The sequence below is a fragment of the Actinoplanes couchii genome, assembly GCF_016862075.1.
In the GTDB taxonomy this organism is placed as follows: domain Bacteria; phylum Actinomycetota; class Actinomycetes; order Mycobacteriales; family Micromonosporaceae; genus Actinoplanes; species Actinoplanes couchii.
This window is the reverse complement of the sequence record NZ_BOMG01000082.1, coordinates 1-15,185: the sequence shown is the minus strand read 5'-3', so window position 1 is coordinate 15,185 and position 15,185 is coordinate 1. Positions and strand designations below refer to the sequence as shown.

Here is a 15,185-nt window from a genome sequence, read left to right as displayed (position 1 = left end):
CCACCGCCTGGATTCGACCGTCGAGTCAGCTACCGACGTTACGCGGGTAGCCGTCGTTCATACGCCTGATGCGGTACCGGTGTTGCTCCCGTGGTGCGGGTCGTCGGTGACGTGCGGCAGGCCTACCAGGCTCAGGACGTGATGGGCGATGCTGCCCGCCGGCGCGTACAGGGTCAGTGCGGTGCCGGCCGGGGTGCGGTACAACGCGGTGACGGCGGCGCTGGCCAGATGGGTGACCGCGATCAGATCCACGATCAGCGGATGGGTGCGTCCCAGGGTATATCTGTCCAGTTCGGAGCGCATCTCCTCGGTGGTGCCGGCGGAATCCGGGCGGGCGTGCTCGAAGGCGTTGGTGACCAACTCGACGGCGGCGTGCGTGAAAGCGATCCGGTCGTCCCCACCGGCGTGCAGGCCGGAGAGCCAGTCGTCGACGACGTCACGGACTGCAGTCGGGGCGCGGTGGTTTCCGGCGGACCTGGCCCGGCTGGGGAAATGCCGAACGGCGGCCCGCTGAACCAGTCGGACCGCCGTTCGAAGATCGAGAATCAGATCACGCGAATGTTCTCGGCCTGCAGGCCCTTCTGGCCCTGGGTGATTTCGAATTCCACCCGCTGGTTCTCCTCGAGGCTGCGGAAACCGCTCGCCGAAATCGCGGAGAAGTGGGCGAAGACGTCGGGACCGCCGTCGTCCTGGGTCAGGAAGCCGAAACCCTTTTCGCCGTTGAACCACTTCACAGTGCCGGTAACCATGTCTGCTCCTTCGCAGGCTGATGGGACCGCTCGGTGCGGCCCCACACGCCGCCGCGTTGATCACCCGCGTCGGGAACGACACGCAAAAAACGAAAAAGCGCCGGACGGATCGTAAAATCCATCAGGCGCCGAAAACGTCTACGGAAATCAAAACTGCAACCCGGTCACCGTATCACAGAAATCGATTCCGGCGCGTACCGCGCGGTTTTCACTCGGTTTCGCTCCGGTGCCGGCTCTCGTACTCACGGTTCTGCCGGAGCGCCTCCTCGAGCTGGTCCTCGAGGATGATGATCCGGCAGGCGGCTTCGAGGGCGGTGCCCTGGTCGACCATCTCCCGGGCCCGGGCCGCGAGGCGCAACTGGTAGCGGGAGTAGCGACGGTGCCCGCCCGAGGAACGGAACGGGGTGAACAGTTTCGCCTCGTCGAGGCGGCGCAGGAAGTCCTGCGAAGCGCCCACCATCTCGGCAGCGCGGCCCATGGTGTAGGCGGGGTAGTCGTCGTCGTTGAACATGTCGTTGGGTGGGGCCATACATTCCTCGTCACGAACGAGGGCCCCGGCGCAGAAGACGCCGGGGCCCAGGGTTACGGGTTCAGAACACCATCTACCGACAGGTTCGTCGGGTTCTCTTTTCCGCACCGTGCCACTATCAGCAGGCGCGAGGATCGCGTAAGCGTGACCGGAGACCACCTCACTTTCGATGAGACTACGGTGTCCACCACAGGACTGGTCTGACGTCCTGACGGCGGGCGATCCAACGGCGTCAAACCCTCCCTTTCCTCTTCTTACATTTCTCGGTGGTGCTGTCCACCGGTGTCGGAGCCCCACGCGACTTCATGGCCCCGCACACGTGCGGTGGATCTTCTTGCGTCAGGCGGAGCCCTGAACCTGCACCGGCCCCACCTGCTCTTACTTCCACTTCTTAGCGGTTGCCGAGCGAGCCACGAACTTCCGGGCCCTGCTTGACGCTCGGTCCGCCACGTCTGCGTCTTCTACAGATCTCTGTCGTCAACAAGACCTAATCTAACCAGCCTCGGTGAGGATGTCTAGTCTCCAGAGACCAGATTTTCTCGGTGTCACCCTGAGGATTACCCGGCGGCGTGGCGCAGAGCCGTCGCCAGCCAGCGCAGATCCGCGGTGGCATCGGGCGCGGAGGGCCCGCCACGAACCCGCGAGACCAGTCCGCGATAACGCTCCGCACCCGCTTCGAGGCCCGCTTCCAGCGAGTCCGAGACGGTGCCGAGATCGGCCTCGCCGAACAGGGTGGTGACCAGTTCGGCCGCGGCGGGCTCCTCGGGGCCGACACCGGCGGCCCGGACCCGCGCGACGGACTCCACCACCTGCCGGGCCCACCAGATCCGGGCTCCGGGCGGGACACTCTGCCCCGGTGTGGGCATGTTCAGTTCCAGGAAGGCCCGCATCCGGGCGCGGAACTCCGGATCCTGCAGCAGCCCCGCCAACTCGATCCAGGCGTCCACCTGCTCCGGGGTCGGATCGTCGGGCAGGTCGATGCGCATGTCGCGGATCCGGTCGTGCAGCCCCGGTTCGAGTTCGAGACCGCCGTACACCTCCCTCTTGAAGTCGTCGATGATCTGCATGCGTTCGGTGACCGAAAGCCGGGCCAGCCGGTTCATCAGCGTCGCCTCCTCGGCGGTGGATTGACGTTTCGACACGGTGGACCAGACCGCCCGGCTGACCTTGAGGGTCCGGATCTGCGCCTCCAGAGCCGCCACGTGCGCTTCGGCGATCTCGGCGACGGTCGCCCGGCCTCTCAGCACGCGCCGCACCTCGTCCAGCCCGAGCCCCAGCTCCCGCAGACTCCGCACCAGCTCGACCCGGGCCACACAGTCCGCGTCGTAGAGCCGGTAGCCACTCGCTGAACGAGCGACAGGCACCAGCGCCTCCTCGTTCGACCAGAACCGCAGAGTCCGGGCACTGACCCCGGTACGACGGGCGAGCTGCCCGATGGTCAACAACCCGGCGTTCGGATCCATGGGGGAATCCTGAACCTTGCAGCGGCTGGAAAGTCAACAGCCTCAGGCGCGGGGCAGCGTGAGGGTGAAGGTGCTGCCGGTTCCGGGACGGGACGAGACGGTGATCGTGCCCTGCATGCGCTGGGCGAGCAGGCGCGCATAGGGCAGGCCCAGGCCGGTGCCGGAGGCCGTGGATCCGGGCAGCCGCCGGTACGGCTCGAAGATCTGCTCGAGCTCGTCGGCGGAGATGCCCGCTCCGGTGTCGGTGACGTCCAGCTCGACGTGGTCCGGCTCGCTGCGCAGGTCGACGGTTATCGCGCCGTTCTCGCGGTTGTACTTGACGGCGTTGGACAACAGGTTGATCAGGATCTGGTGCAGGTGGGCCGGGTCGGCGCGTACCGATGGCGGCGGATCGGCGGCCACCCGTGCGGTGACGGTCAGGCGGCGCTGGTCGGCGAGCGGGCGGACCACCACCAGAGCCGCCTGAACGGTCTCGGCGAGGTCGACCACGGCGGTGCAGTCGGGCCGGTGGCCGGCTTCGGCACGGCCGTCGTCGAGCAGTTTGTTGACCAGGTCGAGCATGCGCTGACCACCCCGGATGAGGCTGCCCAGCAGCTCGTCCTGGTCGGGATCGAGGCTCTCGTCGTGCAGCATCTCGGCGTACGCCAGCACGGATTGAAGCGGGGTTCGCAGTTCGTGGCTGATGTAGGCGACGTGCTCCCGCATGAGACGGCGTTCCTCATGGACCTGCTGACGCCGGCTCGCCAGGCGGGTGATGCCGTCGAGCAGCTCCCGCTGGGGTGCCGGCACCGTGACGATCTCGTCCACCGCGTCGACCACCGTGGGCGGGAGCGCCGGGCGGTCACCGGCCCGGGTGAGCAGCATGATGGGTGGCCGCTGAGCCCGCGCGGCGTCGGCGTACCCGGCCTCGAATCCGGCCCGGGCCGCCGCGGTGAGCGCTTCGAGCAGCGATCGAGGTTCGGCCAGCAGGACGTCGACCGAGGCGGTGCTGATCTCGGTGGCCGGCACGACCTCGATGTCGAAGTTGTTGTGGGTTAGGGCGTCCTCGATGATCTGGCGATTACGTCCGGCGGGTAGCAGCAGACCGATGCGGCTCACCGGCGCTCCTCGTGCTCGCGGCGGTGCGCCGGCGCCGATGTCATCGCGGTGACGGCTCCAGCAGGGTCGGGGTGCCCTGCAGGATGCCGCGCATGTTCGTCAGGGCGCCGCCCACCTTGACGCCGTACCTGGTGATCTCGAACTCGCGCATGGTCTTCTCGAAGTCGCTCATCCGCTTCTTCAGCACACCCATGACCTTGCGCAGCTCGCCGTGGATCTCGATGTACCGCAGGTACACGATGTTGTCGGCAAGGTAGCTGATCTCGTTGTCGGTGGCCCGGAAGTCTCCGGTGATGTTGGTGGTCTCGTTGATCAGGATCGTGGTGACGCCCATGTTGCGCAGGTACTTCGCCAGCGCGTGCAGATAGACCTGAGGGTCGTCCTCGCGCATGCACATCCCGAACCCCGAGATGCTGTCGATCATGACGATCCGGGCGTCGGCGCGTTCCACCTCGTCCCGCACCATGTGCCCGAACTGGTCGGCGGTGAAGCGCAACGGCTCGACCTGCACCAGGGACAACGTACCGGCCTCGATCATCTTGCCGATCGGGATGTTGACCAGCTGCGAGCGGTGCGCGAGCGCGTCGGCGCCCTCCTCGAAGCTGTAGATGACCGAGCGTTCGCCACGCCCCGCGGCCTCTTTCATGAACTGCAGGCCCAGCGTCGTCTTCCCCACCCCGCTGGGGCCGGTGAGGATGGTGGCGGTACCGCGTTCGATGCCACCGGCCATCAGCTCGTCGATCTCGGGCACACCGGAGGAGATGGTCTCGGCGACGAACGGCTTGCCGTGGTCCTGCGGGGTCAGACGGGGATAGACGTGCATGCCGTCGGCGTCGATGCTGAGGCTGTGGCCGCCGCCGACGAACTCCGAGCCACGGAACTTCGAGACCGCGATCGTACGCAGGCCGCCGCGGTTGTCCATGTGGATCACGCCGTCCGCCATGAACTGCAGGTCAGCGTCGCCGTCGGTGTTCTGGCTCTCCGACACGCACACCACGGTGGCGCCGGAGGTGACCAGGAAACGCAGCAGCGACAGCGCCTGCCGGCGGAAGTGGGTCTGGTCCAGCGACAGGTACCGCAGCTGGGTCATCACATCCAGGAGCACCCGGGTGGGCCGGACCTCCCGGACCGCCTCGGCGATCGACTGGGTGGTCGGCTCCAACTCCACCTCGGCCGGGTGGAAGATGTCGTAGGACTCGCCTTCGGCGAACACCGTCCCCGACGGCGCCAGATCGAGGAACTTCACGCCGCTCACGTCCAGGCCGATCGACGCGGCGTTGGCCCGTACCTCGTCCTCGGGTTCACCCTGGTTGATGAAGAGCGTCGGCTCGCCGGCCGTGACACCCTGGGTGAGGAAGTGCAGCCCCACGGTTGTCTTGCCGCTGCCCGGCCCACCTCGCACGAGGTATGCCCGCCGCCGAAGCAGGCCGCCGTGAAGGATCTCGTCCAATCCCTCGATGCCGGTGAGCACCCGGTCCGTCACGAACGACTCCCCCGAACGTCCTTGATCCCTACCTCTCACGATGCCAGCAACCGACCCCCAACGCGGCCAGATCCCCCGAAACCTTCCGCCCGGCTCCGCGGTAGGTCCCGCTGGGCCAGAGCACCTGCATTCCGGGTTCACCCCGACCGACCTGGCAACACCTGCAACGGACCCGTCGATCCGCAGGCCGAGCCTCGCCGACCAGGGGAAACGTTGACGCGACGTCAACGGTGAGCGCGACCGACGCCAAGGCGATGATCACGGCTGCCAACTCCAGATCATCGGCGCAAGGCCTCGACGGGTTCGATCCGGGCTGCCCGCAGGGCCGGATAGGCGCCCGCGAGGAGCCCGATCAGAGCGCCCACGGCAGGGGCCGGCGCAACAGCCCAGGTCTGCAGGAGCGGTGTCCATCCCTGCACGACGGCGGCGATGACAACGACGACGATGCCGACGGCGGCCCCGATCATGCCACCGAGCAGCCCCAGGACTGTCGACTCGGACAGGAACTGCACGGCGATGTGCCGCGGCTGTGCGCCGAGCGAACGGCGTAGTCCTATCTCATGAGTCCGCTCGAGTACCGCTACGAGAGTCGTGTTGGCGATCCCGATCGCGCCGATCACGAGCGAGATGGAGGCAAGCGCGAGAAACAGGACGTCGAGATCGCCACCGACTTTGGTTTGGAGTGCCTTCGGCTCGGGCGCGGCCGTTACCTGGAAGAGGTCCGGAGCGTTCGGGCGCAGGGCAAGCGGGACCTGATCCGCGACGACAGAGGCGGCTCCGACGCGAGTCTCGATCAACATTCCGGCCCGTTGTTCGGTCGGCGGCCCGTAGAGGTCCAGGGCGGTCTCCGCCGGGATCACGACTCCGAACAGCAGTTCGGGCATCCTGGCGTTGCTGTCGACGATTCCCAGCACGGTGAAGGGTGTTCCGTCGATGAAGACAGCAGGGTTCCCGTCAAGCCGTGTGATCCCGAGATTCGCGGCGGCTACCGAGCCCAGTAGCGCGACTTTCTCGTGCCGACCGACATGAAACGCGTCGAATGTCCGGCCCAGGCCCAGAACAGGACGCGTCGCATCGATCGTCGACGGATCCATCGCAAGAATCTGGATATCACCGCTGTCGGAGTCCAGGCCGAGCGCGCTGCTCACGGTCGGATCCTCCAACGGGACCTGCCACCACCGGCCGGCGTGGACCACACCGTTGATCGCCTCGACCCGGTCCGACGCGTCGCCGGGGAACGACATCGCCTTGTCGGCGGCACCCACGACGCCGATGTCCGCGACCGTCACCTCGGTCGCAGCGATCTCGGTGAACCTCTTGTCGATCTGGCCGCCCGCGGAGGCGGTAAGGCCGAGAACCGCCACGAAGGATCCGACACCGAGCATGGTGCCGAGCATCGTCAGAGCGGATCGCATTGGTCGTTGCAGCAGACCGGCGATGGATTCCTCGACGACATCACGCAGCCGAAATCGCGACGGCTGGATCAGCACAGCGCACCGTCCCGGATCGTCACCAGTCGCTCGGCGCGGGCCGCCACCGTGGAGTCATGGGTGATGACCATGATCGTCATTCCGTCACGGTGGAGTTGATCCAAGAGGGTCAGCACCGCCGCGGCGTTGTCGCTGTCCAGGTTTCCGGTGGGTTCGTCGCACAGCAGCAGGCTCGGCCGGTGAAGGATCGCTCGTGCGATGGCCACCCGTTGCCGTTCTCCGCCGGAGAGCATGTTCGTCAGCGCGTGAGCCCGATGCGCCAACCCGACACGGTCGAGGGCATCCCGCGCCGCTGCCAGCCGAGCCTTTCTGCGGACGCCCGCATAGAGGGTGGCCAACGCGACGTTCTCCACGGCGTTGCGGTACGGCATGAGGTGAAAGGCTTGAAAGACGAATCCGATGCGCTGGCCACGAAGTGCTGTCCGGTCACGCTCGCTGATCGTGGAGACGTCGACGCCATCGAGAAGATAGGTGCCGTGGGTCGGGCGGTCGAGGAGGCCGACGACGTTGAGGAAGGTGGACTTGCCGGATCCGGACGGACCGACCACACCGACGTACTCGCCCCGCTGCACCTCGAGTTCGACGCCGTATAGAGCGCGAACCGGTGGCGGGCCGGGATAGGTCAGGCCCACGTCGTCCAGTGTGATGACGGGGTCCATCAGGATTTGCCCACCACGACCTCGTCCTGCTCCGACAGAGTGCCCGAAAGTGGTTCGACTTCGACATATCCGTCACCGGACATGCCGGCTCGTACTTCCACCCGAGTCACCGTGCCGTTTTTGGCGAGGACCGAAACCGTGGTCCTTCCATCCGCGCCGGAGGACACCGCCGACACCGGCACGACGATCACTTCGTCCTCGGTCTCCGCCGACACCACGCGGACCCGGACCTCGAGGTCGGCCCAGGACGCGTCGAGTGTTCCCTCGACGTCCACCCTCATCAAGTGGTGGGCGGGTTCCACGCCTTTCGGGTCGCTGACCAGTGAGCCGACACTGCCCACCGTTCCCTTGGCCTCCTTGCCCAAGGTCTCCGACGCCAACTCCACCTCCATGCCGGCACGAACAAGATCGACCTGGTCGGGTCGAATCTTCACCGACACCGCCAACTTCCCCACGGCCAGCGTGAGAAAGGGGTCCGGTACGGTCTCGCCGACCTTCGCGGAGACAGCTGCCACCCGGGAGGGTAGAGCCGACACGAACACGTACTCACTGTGCGGCAGCAACGGTCCAGTGGTGGCGATCAGCAGCCGGTGCGCATCCCGCGCTCGTTGGAGCTGTTTGACCAGACGTGCCTTCTGCCGTTTGAGCGTAGCTCGCTCGGTCGCGGTGATGCCGGAGGCGGCCAGCTGAGCATTGACATCGGCTATGGCGTCCTCGGCCTCGTCCACCGCGTCCTCGGCGCCGGCGATGGCGCTCGCATCGGTCCGTCCGTCGGCGCCGTCAGTGCGTAGCGCGTCGTATCCGCTGTTGGAATAGAGCTTGCTCACGGCGCTCTTGGTTGCGGACCCGAAGTATCCGCTGTCGTCCCCACCGCGGTACAACCCGAGAGTTCGGAACGCCTTCTGCAACTGACTGATGTCGGAACCGCTGTCGCCCGGCTTGAGATCCCGATAAGCCGGCAATCTTCCCGGAAGAACGATCAGCGGCCGACCGGCGACAGCGGCGAGCACCTGCCCCTTCCGGACGACATCGCCGGCTTTGACATGCAGCGCGGTCACCACCTGCGCTGCTGCTTCCTCGACGACCGGGGTGATGGTCACCTGGTTGGCGGCGACCACGGTGCCTCGGGTGACGAGCGTGCTGGTGAGCACCCGGCGCTCCACCGGTGCCGTCAATACGGTAGCGACCGGAGGAGCAGCGTCCGCACGCTGCTCCTCCGGTGAACGGATGAACGCGGAGGCGAGCAGGCCTCCACCACCCATGATCACTGCGACCGCCGGAACGGCGATCAACAGCCATGTGCGCCGAGACGAGACACCCGTCCGGGAGGCGTCACTCATCCCGGTGTGCCTTTGGCGGACCTCGACGGATAGACCGGCCATTCCGACTGTCCGGGACCGGGCGTCTCCCCTGGCCATCCGCGTGCGATCTCGACACACTCACGGAAGTCCTTTGCGTACTGCTCGTCACCATCGGCGACGACCAGCAGGTCTTCCGCGACTCGCGGATAGCTCGCGAGTCCGGTCTCCATACAACCGCGTACGAAGTACCAGAAGCGGTTGCCGTCGTCGTCGAGAACGTCGTGTCCGTCCTCCAGGCTCTTGTAGAGAGCCGTCCGCTCGTCCTGGCAGGCGTCGTCGGCCTTCTTGAGACCGTCGCCCGACCCCTTTTTCGCGACCACGTAGACGCCGATGACATCGGTCACCTCTGCGCCTTTGGTACGGAGGCAGGACGCATAGCTCTTGACGAGTTCGCCTTCCGCCGAAATCAATCCGCGCCCGGGCACCGGAACCGCGGGGGCGGTGTCAGCCGACGGCGACTCGTTCGCCGTGCAGGCCGCCAGGAACATCACAGCGGCAACGCCGGAGACAAGCGAAGCGATGATTTTTCGGTTCATTTTCCACTCACCACGGCGGCTGCTACGCGAAGGCGGGTGTCCAACTGAGCCTTCAACGCAGCCAGGCCTTCTTCGTTCTTCTCAAGGAATTGATTCTGATAGGCGACGTCGACCGCGACCCAGGTGTCGATCAAGTCGACTTCCTTTTTGCATTTCACGTCCGCGACGGCAGTCTTGATCTCCTGCTCGGTCAACGACCCGGAGTTCATCACCGGATCATCGTCCACGGCGTCCGGATTCTTGTACGAATAGCCGGAACGCTTCATGCATTCGCTCCACTTCCCGAAAACGGCCTGCACACGACTGTCCGCTTCCGATTGCTTGAGCGATTTGGCACTGAGCATCTGGGCGAGATCCCAATCGACCGCATCGGGGTCCAGGCCGTCGGAGAGTTCCCGGTTGGCCTGCCCTCGGCAACCGCCCTCCGGCACATCCGCGATCTGCACGTCCTTGCCGGTGAGCACCGACAACGCCGCCTTGCTCATTTCCGGCTCCTCCGGCCGCTCACCGTCCTCGAACGGCGGGCGGTAGCCGTACACCGCAACCTCGGCCTCGCTGGTCACGCCGTACCGCCGCTCGTTGACGGCGAGAGCGAAGGGTTTGGCGATCGGCGGCGCACTGACGTCGAATCCGTACTGCCGTAGGCACTTCAGTGCGAGGAGCATCCTGCCGTACTCCAGCTGGCGCTCCTGCTTACGGTCCGGCCGATAGGGGTCCAGCGGCAACGTCAGGGTGCGCACATCCACCACCGTCGTGGGCTGCACGGCAGGTTCCGAGCCGGAGGCCGACTCGGTTCCCGCATCACAACCGGCCGTCAGGAGCATCGCCGCCGTCAGCATTGCGCCGACCCGCCAGATGGGCCAATCCATATCGATCCTTTTCCTGGAAACGAGCCTCCGAGGCGCTCGCGCCACCTCGGAGGCTCAAGAAACTAACTCAGCGAATCAGCTCACCAGTAGTGAGAGCTGATTTCCTCCCGCAGAACGCCGAGGCTCGCCCCACGGCTGCTGCCGGCGGCAGTGGTGATCTCGGCTCCCTTGTACCCGGAGTTCTCGTAGACGGTGACGTCGTAGAAGGTTCCGTAGTTGTTCAGGGAGCGGACGGAGTCGTTGAGGATCGTGGAGGCGCAGTCGACGTAGTAGCGACCCGCGTAGTTGCTGACGTTGCCGCCGTAGTTGTCCTCGCAGCCCGTGTAACCAGAGCCCTTCCAGAGACAGACTTCCCCGCCCTCACAGTTTCCGTCGTGCCTGGTGTAAGCAAATGCGGGACTGGCCGGGCTCAGGCTGACCTCGGCGACGATCCCGTTGACGCGACCGCCAGAACGGCGAATAGACGCGCAGCATGAATTTTGCGACTCATTGAGAATTCCCCATTTTTCTGGCAGATTTATGCCGGTCGATGAGCGAATCATATGCAGGGCAACGCAACGCAATCAATCTATATTTACTGTGACACATCCTTCAGTTTCCCGGAGGTTCCTCCACTGTTCACCTTGTCTGCCTGAGTAGGTTTCGGACCGAAACAGACTTTTGCCCCACGACCGGGAGGCTGGATGAGATCTCGTCAGCCAAGCGAGACGACTGCCCGGCTGAGATCGATCACCGTACCACCTCCATCATGGAGCTGTCGGCCCACTAATCGGCGAACTCTCACCGAGGATGCTTGCGCAATTTTAGGGCGGTCTATACATAGAGTCCGTTCGGAGATCGTTCCCCGGATTCGTCCTTGATGACTATCACCCGACAGCATGAGGAATGGACGTCGTCACATCGAGTGACCTATCCGACTGATTGGCCAGCCAGTGGCCGGGCGTCCGAAGACGCCTCCCGATACCGCGGCGCAGCGGCGCCGGCATCCGCCGGGCCGGATGGGCTTCGACGCTTCTCCACGAGCCCGTAAACGGCGGTCAGAACCGTACCGAGGGCCAGACCGATCGCGGCTCCCAGAAGTGGCATGTCGGCGAACACCGAACCACCCACACGGCCGAGACTGATCATGTAAGCCGCCCAAGCCACACTTGCCAGCACGCTGACCAGACCGAATCGGCTCAACGGCAGCGCCACCGACCCGGACGTCCAGGTGGTCGCCGCACGCCCGCCCGGAAGGAACCGCCCGACCAGGATCGCTACGGCGCCGTACCGCAGCAATGCCTTGCCCGCCTTGTCCCTGGCCACGGCCAGTTTGCCGGTCGTCACGCGGTGGCCGGCCTTCAGCCCGAGCAGGTAGGCGATCCGGTCACCGGCGATCCCCCCGGCGATTGTGGCGGCGATCAACGCGACGAGGTTCGGCGATCCGGTGGCCGACAGCGCGCTCACCGCGATCACCACGGCCTCGGACGGAACAATCGGCAGGAACCCGTCGACAGTGACCATGGCGAAGACGATCAGGTAGAGCCACGGCGAGCAGATCAAGGGCATCAGGTTCTCCGGCACCGCCACACTATTCATCGCCCCGAAACCACATCCACCAGGCCGGACGGCAATGCGGCACGATGGGGGGAGCCGCCGGTGCGGCGGTCAGCGGAGTCGGGCCGCCCGCCCGGCATGGATGGCTGTCAGGGTCTCTCGCATCCGGCCGGATACCTCATCAAGTCCCCGCTCGACCGACTCGACCACTTCCAGGAGCACGACCAGCGCCGCCTCATCTGACAGCTCGGGCCGTTTCGCGCCCGGGTGGCGTATAGGTAACCGCAAGGTACGGGAGAAAATCACCACGGCGTTCTCCCGCCACCAGCACGACCCGCACGAGTCGCAGGCCGGGCACCGGCGCCGCCCTCGAAGATCAGGAAAGTTCGGGCACCGTGGTCAGGAGCCAGGTGATCGGCTGTGGGCCGTTCTCGTCAGACTCATACTCTCCGGTATCGATGTTGAGGACGTGGCGGTGCACGGTGACGACGGTGTCGCGCTCGATGATCCAGTAGCGCGGGATGCCGGCCTTCGCGTACTCCACCTTCTTGATCACGCGATCGACGATCTCGGAGCCTCGGGAAACCACCTCGACGGCGAGCAGCAGACCCGCCACGCCGGCATAGCTCGACCGGGCCGGCCGCGGCGGCATACCGTCAGCCCAGACCGTCAGATCCGGAACTCGGCCACCGCCGACGTCGATGCCGCAGTCGGTAACCACCTGCTCCGGGCCGTAGCCGTTGGTCAGGAACCAGGCGAACATGCATGACACGAGCAGCGCGTGTTCGGGATCCGCGGATGGCCCGACGGACAGCACGCCCTCGGAGCTCAGCTCGTAGCGATGGTTCTCATCGGTCGCCGCCATCATGGCGAGGTCGTCCAGAGTCACCTGGGTCGGCATTCCCGCGCCCACGGCTCCGGCGCTCATCATGCCCCCACAGGATTGATGGATTCAAAGCCCGATCGGACGAATTCCAAAAGGGATCGACACGCCTGCGACACGCGATCACCATCCGATCACCACGGTCCCATCATGCGGGACAGTCAGAGTCGGACCTGAGAAAGCAAAAAGGCCGTGACCGCGTTTCCGCAGATCACAGCCTTTAATGCTTGTGCGCCCGAAGGGACTCGAACCCCTAACCTTCTGATCCGTAGTTACATGCTCTACGCGAAGAGTGATTCGAGGACCCGCAGGCGCGGCCGTATTGCCACATATCAAGTTCGTGTTAGCGCGTGTTGCTGCGTCATGCGGGTTCCGCGCGCCGCGTCAAGCAAGTCATATCCGCGATCGCGGCTCGATACCGCCAACGTGTTGCATAAGGTTTCGTCGTGCTGGGTCGTGCTCTTACGTTCGATCACCACCGGATCACCACGCGATCAACCGACGCTGCCCCACCCCCGGAGGCACGTGTTTCAAGTCACAGGCGGGGTGGGGACGATCCCGATGCCGGTCGGCTCTCATTATAGATACAAGATCGGAGTCGTGGCAGGTTCAGGCCGTCGCTGCCGACTCGGTCAGCTCCGGCCGTAACGGCTGGCCGGCACCGTCCAGGCATGCGAGTTCCGGCACGCTGGCAGTGAGGTGATCTCAGCGAGCTTCGCATCGATACACCATCACGCAGTTCGCCCATCGCCGGAGAAGCTGTTGAAAAAGCGTCCGGCAGCTGTTCGGGTGGGGCGTGCTGCGTTGATCTCGCAGGCGGCGTACCTGACCGGGAAAAGGCTGCGGCGGTGTCGAGGGATGCGGTGATGATGGCGTCGGAACAGGATCCTTTGCCTCCTGCGGTACAGGTGGTGTACGCCGATGCGACGGATGTCGCGGCGGTAACGACACCTCCTACGAGCGCCACTGCGCCGAGTACGCCTGCTGCGGGCGCTGCCGACTCCGGCGGCGGTGAGTAGGAGCGCTGCGCCTCCGGCGACGGCGCTGACGGTGTCGGCGAAGTCGTGGATGTCGTTGAGGCTGATGACCCGGGTGCCGTAAGGGCCGATGAAGACCATGGGGTTGGCGTTGTCGTAGCCGTAGTTCGCATTGACTGCGGTGCCAAGCTATAGCCGGGCGGACCGCGTGGACGGAGGCCGAGTAACTGTTCCCCGCGCTCGGCCACCCGCGGGAGCCGGGCCCGAGCGGATGGTGCCGGTTATCGGGAGCGTTGGCATCGGTCCGCATTAGTCACTGGACGCACGGGCCGGGCATTCGTAATCGCCGACAAAGCAGGCATCGCACCTCATACCATAAAGGTCTACACGAATCACCGCATCGCCCGCTGACCAGCGCCGATCGGCGTTCTACCGGCAGGCATTTAATCGATCGACATCATTCTGTCAACAGAAGTCTCATTCAACATAAATGCTACGCCGCGGCCTGGCGCCCAAACCAAACCCACTGTTATCTCACGGATACCAAAAGTCACCGAGCTGCGGGGGGAACGTCGTGCCCGGCCCCCCATCGCCCGTTGCCGCTCGGCCGCTGATCGGCCGCACCGCCGAGATCGCCCGGCTCGCCGCGCTCCTCGACACGCCGGAACCGGCCGGACGGTACGCGGTCGTGCACGGCGAGCCGGGCATCGGCAAGAGCCGCCTGATCACCGAGTTCGCCCGGCTGGCGGCCGCCCGGGGACAGCTGGTGCTGACCGGCCGGGCCACCGAGTTCGAGCGTACGGTCCCGTACGGCATCGTGCTCGACGCGGCCTCGGCCGCGCCGGACGACCACGGCGACCTTGACGCCCTCTTCGACACGCTGTCCGCGCCGCAGCTGCCGCGCCACGGTCGCCACCGGCATCATCGGCGGGTGCGCGGCCTGTTTGCCACGCTGGCCCGCCGGACCGGCATCGTGCTGATCCTCGACGACGTGCACTGGGCCGATGACGCGTCCGACGACCTGCTCGCCTACGTGCTCCGGCACCCGCCGCACGGCCCGGTGACCGCGGTCCTTGCCTTCCGCTCCGGGCAGTGCCCGCCCCGGCTCGCCGACGCGCTCGCCCATCTGCCCGTCCCGGTGACGACGCTACCGCTGCGCCCGTTGAACGCCGACGACGTCGCCGGCCTCCTGCCCGCCGAGCCGCCCGGGCGGCGGCGGATGCTGCATCAGCTCAGCGCCGGCAACCCGCTCTGCCTGATAAGTCGGCACCAGATCCGGCGAACGGATCGCGGCCACCACCGCCCAGACGACCAGCGCGGCGTAACCGGCCCAGGCGACCGGCGAGAACAGCGCCGCACCCAGGCGACGGCCGCGCACCGGCACGGTCCCGATGTCACCAGCGGCGCGCACGAACCCGAGCTCATCCAGCGCGCCCACGATGTGCTCGATGTCCAGCCGCTCGCCGTACTCCCGGAAATACCAGTCGGCGGCGTCCTGCGGCGTCACGCCGGACTCGATCCGCCGGACCACCTCGGCGCCGTCCGGGGGGGG

Annotated in this window: 15 protein-coding genes; 1 reads left to right on the top strand and 14 read right to left on the bottom strand. The window is 66.0% G+C overall.

Annotation, left to right across the window (positions count from 1 at the left end; all coding sequences use genetic code 11):
• Positions 1–57 precede the first annotated feature (57 nt).
• The 14 genes from Aco03nite_RS32570 to Aco03nite_RS32505 all read right to left on the bottom strand — a co-directional run bounded on the left by Aco03nite_RS32570 (position 58) and on the right by Aco03nite_RS32505 (position 12,704).
• A complete protein-coding gene (locus Aco03nite_RS32570) occupies positions 58–360 on the bottom strand; it encodes an STAS domain-containing protein (RefSeq protein WP_203801763.1) in 303 nt (100 codons plus the stop codon).
• Positions 361–545: 185 nt separating this feature from the next.
• On the bottom strand, positions 546–749 hold the full coding sequence (locus tag Aco03nite_RS32565) for a cold-shock protein (protein ID WP_203801762.1): 204 nt from the start codon (positions 747–749) through the stop codon (positions 546–548).
• 208 nt (positions 750–957) lie between these two features.
• Positions 958–1,278: a MerR family transcriptional regulator gene (locus Aco03nite_RS32560; RefSeq protein WP_203801760.1), complete on the bottom strand. Its 321-nt coding sequence runs from the start codon at positions 1,276–1,278 to the stop codon at positions 958–960.
• 557 nt (positions 1,279–1,835) lie between these two features.
• Positions 1,836–2,741 carry a helix-turn-helix domain-containing protein gene (locus Aco03nite_RS32555; RefSeq protein ID WP_203801758.1) on the bottom strand — a complete coding sequence of 302 codons (906 nt, stop codon included), beginning with the start codon at positions 2,739–2,741 and terminating at the stop codon, positions 1,836–1,838.
• Positions 2,742–2,783: 42 nt separating this feature from the next.
• A complete protein-coding gene (locus tag Aco03nite_RS32550) occupies positions 2,784–3,839 on the bottom strand; it encodes a sensor histidine kinase (RefSeq protein WP_203801756.1) in 1,056 nt (351 codons plus the stop codon).
• Positions 3,840–3,879: 40 nt separating this feature from the next.
• The gene (locus tag Aco03nite_RS32545) at positions 3,880–5,322 is read right to left on the bottom strand and encodes an ATPase domain-containing protein (protein ID WP_203801752.1); all 1,443 of its coding nucleotides are present in this window, start codon (positions 5,320–5,322) and stop codon (positions 3,880–3,882) included.
• A 278-nt stretch (positions 5,323–5,600) separates the two neighbouring features.
• Entirely contained in the window at positions 5,601–6,812 is a 1,212-nt protein-coding gene (locus tag Aco03nite_RS32540) for an ABC transporter permease (protein ID WP_203801749.1), read from the bottom strand.
• A complete protein-coding gene (locus tag Aco03nite_RS32535; protein WP_203801747.1) occupies positions 6,806–7,471 on the bottom strand; it encodes an ABC transporter ATP-binding protein in 666 nt (221 codons plus the stop codon). The genes Aco03nite_RS32540 and Aco03nite_RS32535 overlap by 7 nt, the downstream gene beginning before the upstream one ends.
• Positions 7,471–8,763 (bottom strand): efflux RND transporter periplasmic adaptor subunit, encoded by a 1,293-nt coding sequence (locus Aco03nite_RS32530; protein WP_203801744.1) that lies wholly within the window; start codon positions 8,761–8,763, stop codon positions 7,471–7,473. Before Aco03nite_RS32530 ends, Aco03nite_RS32535 begins: the two co-directional genes overlap by 1 nt.
• Before the next feature lie 44 nt (positions 8,764–8,807).
• Positions 8,808–9,368 (bottom strand): hypothetical protein, encoded by a 561-nt coding sequence (locus Aco03nite_RS32525; RefSeq protein ID WP_203801742.1) that lies wholly within the window; start codon positions 9,366–9,368, stop codon positions 8,808–8,810.
• A complete protein-coding gene (locus Aco03nite_RS32520) occupies positions 9,365–10,237 on the bottom strand; it encodes a hypothetical protein (RefSeq protein WP_203801740.1) in 873 nt (290 codons plus the stop codon). The genes Aco03nite_RS32525 and Aco03nite_RS32520 overlap by 4 nt, the downstream gene beginning before the upstream one ends.
• An 80-nt stretch (positions 10,238–10,317) precedes the next feature.
• Positions 10,318–10,779 carry a peptidase inhibitor family I36 protein gene (locus Aco03nite_RS32515; RefSeq protein WP_203801738.1) on the bottom strand — a complete coding sequence of 154 codons (462 nt, stop codon included), beginning with the start codon at positions 10,777–10,779 and terminating at the stop codon, positions 10,318–10,320.
• A 367-nt stretch (positions 10,780–11,146) separates the two neighbouring features.
• A complete protein-coding gene (locus Aco03nite_RS32510) occupies positions 11,147–11,815 on the bottom strand; it encodes a DedA family protein (RefSeq protein ID WP_203801735.1) in 669 nt (222 codons plus the stop codon).
• 334 nt (positions 11,816–12,149) lie between these two features.
• A complete protein-coding gene (locus Aco03nite_RS32505) occupies positions 12,150–12,704 on the bottom strand; it encodes a Uma2 family endonuclease (RefSeq protein ID WP_203801732.1) in 555 nt (184 codons plus the stop codon).
• Between the two features lie 1,503 nt (positions 12,705–14,207).
• Between Aco03nite_RS32505 and Aco03nite_RS32500 the strand changes: the two genes are divergently transcribed.
• The coding region (locus Aco03nite_RS32500; RefSeq protein ID WP_203801730.1) for an AAA family ATPase at positions 14,208–15,185 on the top strand (978 nt) is incomplete at its 3' end.